The following is a 5,573-nucleotide window of genomic DNA, read 5'->3' as shown; positions in this document are numbered from 1 at the left end:
GGTCCGGGACCGCGCCGTGCGCGTCGTCGGGCGCGGGCGCGCCCGGGGCGGCGGCAGAGGTGGCCGCCTGCCGCCTGCTGTGGGAGGTGGGGTGCTCCGTCACGCGTGGGTTTCCATCCGTCCGGGGCCGTGCGCCCGCAGGTCGTGGGCGCACCGAGTGTCAGGCACGTCGTCGGCAGTTCAGATAGAGCTGGATCTCGGGTGGTACGTCCGTGCTGGCCGGGGCGTACGTGTGCGAGTCCTCCCCGGCGATCTCGAAGCCCGCTTCGTGTACGACCTGGCGCAGCTCGTCCCGCAGATAACCGGATACCCGGACCGAGTTGCCGAGGAACGGAATGGAGTAGTCGTCGATGTCAGCCTCCACCATGCCCAGCCCCAGCAGCCCCCCGGGTCTGAGTACCGCGTGCAGGGTCCGCAGTGCGTACGGGATCTCCGGGCGGGGCAGCATCAGCAGGGTGAAGTAGGCGGCGATGCCGTCGAAGGTGCCGAGTTCCCGGGGGCCTCCGGGGCCGTACCGGCCGCCCACCCGCAGATCGACGATGTCCACATGGTGGAAGGTGGCCTCCGGCACATTGTCCCGGGCCAGCTTGAGCATCCCCGGGGAGATGTCGATCCCGACCACCTCGTGCCCCGCGTCGACGAGCTGACGGGCCGTGGGCAGGCCGGTACCGCAGCCGACGTCGAGCACCCGGGAGCCGGGCGGCAGCGATTCGGCCAGCCACTGACCGGCGGCGAGCTGGCCCTCCTTGTACGGAAAGGCTTCGTCATAGCGGTCGCCGATGGTGTCGAAGGCGTCCGCCTGACCGCTGCGGTCCAGTGCGAGGCGGTCGAAGTCCTCGTAGCCCTCGTAACCGTCCCCGCACGCGTCCTCACCGCTCACGACTCCGCCCCCTCCTGTGACAATACGTCAGATCTTGCGCATCGCCCGTGACTTGCGCCGGCGTCTGGTGTCCCGCATGGGCAGTGTTCCGGACGACGATCCTACGTTTGAAACACTGGGACACGACAAGAGGTTCATGACCTCGAGTGTGCCGAGGTGTGCTTGTTGTCCGTACGGCCCCAGTCCGCCGGAAGGGCGGGCACGGACCATGCGGGGTCGGGCCGCCAGTCCTCCCACCGGTCCCGGAACGGCGCTCCCCAGGACTCGATGGCCGCCACGGCCGCCCGGCCCGCGGTCCGGACCCGCTCCGCCTGCTCGGGGCCCATCAGCCCGGCCCGCTGTGCCTGCGCGAACTCGTCCTCGTCCTTCCATTCCCAGCTCCGGTCGGGGTAGACCGCGATGTCCAGGAAGTGGTCCTCGGAGTCCACCCCGCGGGGCCGGCGGACCAGCGGCTCCTCCAGGTTCACGTACCAGTTCTTGAACTGCCAGCCCTGGTCCCAGAACAGCCACACCGACCACGGCTCGCCGGGCCGGGCCAGCTTCAGCACCCCGGTGCCGAACCACTGGGACAGGGCGGTGGTCCGCGGCTTGGTGTAACGGGTGGACAGCGGCTCGTGGTGCACCGAGGTGCCGTCGGTGAGCTGCGGTTTGACGCAGGGGGTGCCGGGGGCGAGCCAGACGGCGAGCAGCTCGGCGGTGTCCTCGACGACGGTCACGGGACGGCAGATGTGGATGAGCTCGGAGGCATTGGCCCGATAGCGCCACAGGATATGGTCACCCGGTGCCCACCGGGCGATGTCCGCCGTCCCCGTCGTCTCCGCGATGTCCGCTGTCATGAGCAGATCTTAGGTGCGCCGGGGCCGCGATGCCGTGACCTATGCCGCAACCGGCGGCCAACGCCCGGCTAAGGATGCGTCATGCGCAGTACGTCGAGCGCCTCGTCGAGCTGCTCCACGGTCAGCAGCCCGCGCTCCACATAGCCGGACTCCAGCACCACCGCCCGGATGGTCTTGCGCTCGGCCAGCGACCGCTTGGCCACCTTCGCCGCCTCCTCGTAGCCGAGGTAGCGATTGAGCGGGGTGACGACGGACGGCGAGGACTCCGCGTACTCCCGGGCCCGCTCGGCGTCGGCGGTGATCCCGTCGATGGTGCGGTCCGCGAGCAGCCGGGAGACATTGGTCAGCAGCCGGATCGACTCCAGCAGATTCTTGGCGATCACCGGGAGCATCACATTGAGCTCGAAGTTCCCGGCGGCCCCGGCCATGGCGACGGTGGTGTCATTGCCGGTGACCTGCGCCGCGACCATCAGCGTGGCCTCGGGGAGCACCGGGTTGACCTTCCCCGGCATGATGGAGGAGCCGGGCTGGAGATCGGGCAGCGCGATCTCGGCGAGCCCGGTGCGGGGGCCCGACGCCATCCAGCGCAGATCGTTGGAGATCTTGGTGAGGCCGACCGCGATCGTCCGCAGTTGCCCGGACGTCTCGACCAGCCCGTCCCGTGCGCCCTGCGCCTCGAAGTGGTCCCGGGCCTCGGTCAGCGGCAGCCCGGTGGCGCGGGCCAGCTCGGCGATGACGGCGGCGGAGAACCCGGGCGGGGTGTTGATCCCGGTGCCCACCGCCGTACCGCCCAGCGGCAGCTCGGCCAGCCGGGGGAGGGCGGCGCGCAGCCGCTCGATCCCGTACCGCACCTGGGCCGCGTAGCCGCCGAACTCCTGACCGAGGGTCACCGGAGTGGCGTCCATGAGGTGGGTGCGCCCCGCCTTGACCACCTCCGCGAACTCGGCCGCCTTGCGCTCCAGCGCCTCCGCCAGATGGGCCAGGGCCGGGATCAGATCGCGGGTGACGGCCGCGGTGGCCGCGATGTGGATCGACGAGGGGAAGACGTCGTTGGAGGACTGGCTTGCGTTCACATGGTCATTGGGGTGCACCGGGCGGCCCAGGCGCTCGCTCGCGAGGGTGGCCAGCACCTCATTGGTGTTCATATTGGACGAGGTGCCGGAGCCGGTCTGGAAGACGTCCACCGGGAAGTGGTCGTCCCAGCGGCCCTCGGCGACCTGGGCCGCCACCTCCGCGATCGCGCTCGCGATGTCCTTGTCCACCACGCCCAGATCCGCGTTGACCAGGGCGGCCGCGGCCTTGATCCGGGCCAGCGCCTCGATATGCGCCCGCTCCAGCCGCTGCCCGCTGACCGGAAAGTTCTCCACCGCCCGCTGGGTCTGGGCGCGCCACTTGGCGTGCGCCGGGACCCTCACCTCCCCCATCGAGTCGTGCTCGATGCGGTAGCCCTCCTGGGGGCGCTCGTCGCGGTGGCTCTCGTCGGTCATGGGGACACCTCCGTCCAGCACAGCGTCATCACGCCACCCGGTGTTCCCGCGCCCGCCGTGCCGATGGAGTGAGCCCGGTCACCGTACGGCCTCCGGCGCCCGCGGCGTTTCCACCTCACCGGTGCGCTTGAGCTTCTGCCACGGCAGCAGGGCGCCGGTCGCCGCCGTGACACAGGAGTGCAGCAGCACCAGATACATCAACTGGCGGTAGGCGATCTGCTGGAGCGGCAGTACGGCCAGCGCCCGGTAGCCCTCCCGGTCCAGCCGGAACGCGTACGCCGCGCCCAGCAACTGCACCAGCAGCAGCGCGCCCCAGGCCAGCAGCGAACGCACCGGGTCCAGGAAGATCACGCCGTAGAGGGTGAACAGGTCGATCAGCGGCGCGCACAGCGGGGTGAGGATCTGGAAGAGCACCACCAGCGGCATCCCCACCCGGCCGAACCGCCCCGAGGGCCCCCGGTCGATCAGTGAGCGGCGGTGCTTCCACAACGCCTGCATGGTGCCGTAACTCCAGCGGTAGCGCTGCTTCCACAACTGGCCGAGGGAGCTGGGCGCCTCGGTCCAGGCGCGGGCGTGCTCCTGGTAGACCACCTGCCAGCCGGCCCGGTGCAGGGCGATGGTGATGTCGGTGTCCTCGGCCAGGGTGTCCGCGCTCATGCCCCCGGCCTCCAGCAGCGCCCGGCGGCGGAAGGCGCCGATCGCGCCGGGGATGGTGGGCATGCAGCGCAGCAGGTCGTACATCCGCCGGTCGAGGTTGAAGCCCATCACATACTCGATGTGCTGCCAGGCGCCGATCAGCTTGCCCCGGTTGCCCACCTTGGCGTTGCCCGCGACCGCGCCCACCCGCGAGTCGGCGAACGGGCGGACCAGCTCACGGATGGTGGTGGGCTCGAAGACGGTGTCGCCGTCCATCATCACGATCAGCTCGTGGCTCGCGTGGGCGATGCCCCGGTTGAGCGCGGCGGGCTTGCCCGCGTTGGCCTGGCGCAGCACCCGTACGTTGGGCAGCCCCATCGCCTCGGCGATATCGGCGGTGCCGTCGGTGGAGCCGTCGTCCACGACCAGGATCTCGATCGGGTGGGTGGCGGCGGACAGCGACTTCAGGGTGTTGGCGATGCACTCCTTCTCGTTGTACGCGGGCACGATCACGCTCACCGGATCGGTCACCTCCTGCACCCGGCTCCAGCGTCGCCGCTCCCGCGAGCGCCGGTGCCACCAGGCGAGGACCACCATCAGCAGCAGCCGCCCGATCACCGAGAAGCCCACCAGGCCGAGCAGCGCCATCAGCGCGGGCAGCGCGCTGTGGGTGAACGCGGCGGCCCAGATCAGCGCCCGGCCCTCCCAGATCGGCACGGTGTGCGCCGGGTGGTTGGCGCTGTGGGCGCCGAGCGCGCCGGTGACGGTGGTGAAGGAGTAGCCCTTCTTCTGCATCCGCTCGATGTACCGCCCCAGGGCCGTCACGGTCCGCGCGCGGTTGCCGCCCGCGTCGTGGAAGAGCACGGACGCGCCCTTCTTCCCCTCGGGAGTGGCGTTGTGGATGATCTCCTTGACCGGGGGCCGCTGCCAGTCCTCGCTGTCGGTGTCCACGAAGGCGCTGATGTAGCCCTTGGAGCCGATGTGCTGCTGCACCGGCCAGGTGCGGTCGTCCAGCGCCCGGACCTTGGAGGCGTACGGGGCGCGGAAGAGCGAGCTGGTGATGCCCGCCGCACCGGCCAGGGCCAACTGGGACTGGGCCAGTTCGCGGTCCATGCGCCCCTTGTCCTGGTACGACAGGTCGACATGGGAGAAGGTGTGCACCCCGACCTCATGGCCCGCGGCCCGCATCCGGCGGACCAGCTCCGGATGGCGGACCACCATCTGGCCCAGCACGAAGAAGGTCCCCCGCACCTTGTGGCGGCGCAGTACGTCGAGGATCTCCGGGGTCCAGCGGGGGTCCGGGCCGTCGTCGAAGGTCAGCGCGATGGTCCTGGACGGGATGGCGTGCTCGGTGGCCTTCCCCGTCCGGTCGAAGGTGATCACCGGCCCGCCCTTGCGCAGCCGGTCGGGGACGGTGCGCGAGGCGTGTGAGCGGTACACCCGGGCGTCGTTGCCGACCTCGGCGTGCAGATAGCCGTCCAGCAGCAGGGTGCACACCAGCGCGAGCAGGGTCGCGAGGGCGAGCACCATGCGGGTGCGGGTGCGGAGCTTTCGCAGCTTGACGGTACGGAGTCTGGGCGGGCGGGGTTTGGGGGCGCGGGGTTTGGGGGCGCGGGCCTTGGCGTGGGGCGGCCTGACGCCGCGGAGCCTGCCCGTGAGCCTCGCGGCGCGGCGCCCGGAGCCGGTCAGCCGGAACACCGTGCGGGGCGCGCCGTCCTGACGACGGGGCGCGGG

At 71.0% G+C, this 5,573-nt stretch carries 4 protein-coding genes; all 4 read right to left on the bottom strand.

Annotation, left to right across the window (positions count from 1 at the left end; translation table 11 throughout):
* Positions 1–160: 160 nt before the first annotated feature.
* On the bottom strand, positions 161–880 hold the full coding sequence (locus KN815_RS45795) for a class I SAM-dependent methyltransferase (protein WP_216347709.1): 720 nt from the start codon (positions 878–880) through the stop codon (positions 161–163).
* A gap of 134 nt (positions 881–1,014) precedes the next feature.
* Positions 1,015–1,716, bottom strand: a complete 702-nt coding sequence (gene fomD / locus KN815_RS45790; protein ID WP_216347708.1) for a cytidylyl-2-hydroxypropylphosphonate hydrolase — start codon at positions 1,714–1,716, stop codon at positions 1,015–1,017.
* A gap of 68 nt (positions 1,717–1,784) precedes the next feature.
* A complete protein-coding gene (locus KN815_RS45785) occupies positions 1,785–3,203 on the bottom strand; it encodes a class II fumarate hydratase (protein WP_216347707.1) in 1,419 nt (472 codons plus the stop codon).
* A 78-nt stretch (positions 3,204–3,281) separates the two neighbouring features.
* A complete protein-coding gene (locus KN815_RS45780) occupies positions 3,282–5,369 on the bottom strand; it encodes a bifunctional polysaccharide deacetylase/glycosyltransferase family 2 protein (protein ID WP_216347710.1) in 2,088 nt (695 codons plus the stop codon).
* Positions 5,370–5,573 lie beyond the last annotated feature (204 nt).

The organism is Streptomyces niphimycinicus, assembly GCF_018883605.1.
In the GTDB taxonomy this organism is placed as follows: Bacteria; Actinomycetota; Actinomycetes; order Streptomycetales; family Streptomycetaceae; genus Streptomyces; species Streptomyces niphimycinicus.
Note: the sequence above shows the minus strand (reverse complement) of the source record. Positions and strands in the feature narration are given on the sequence as shown.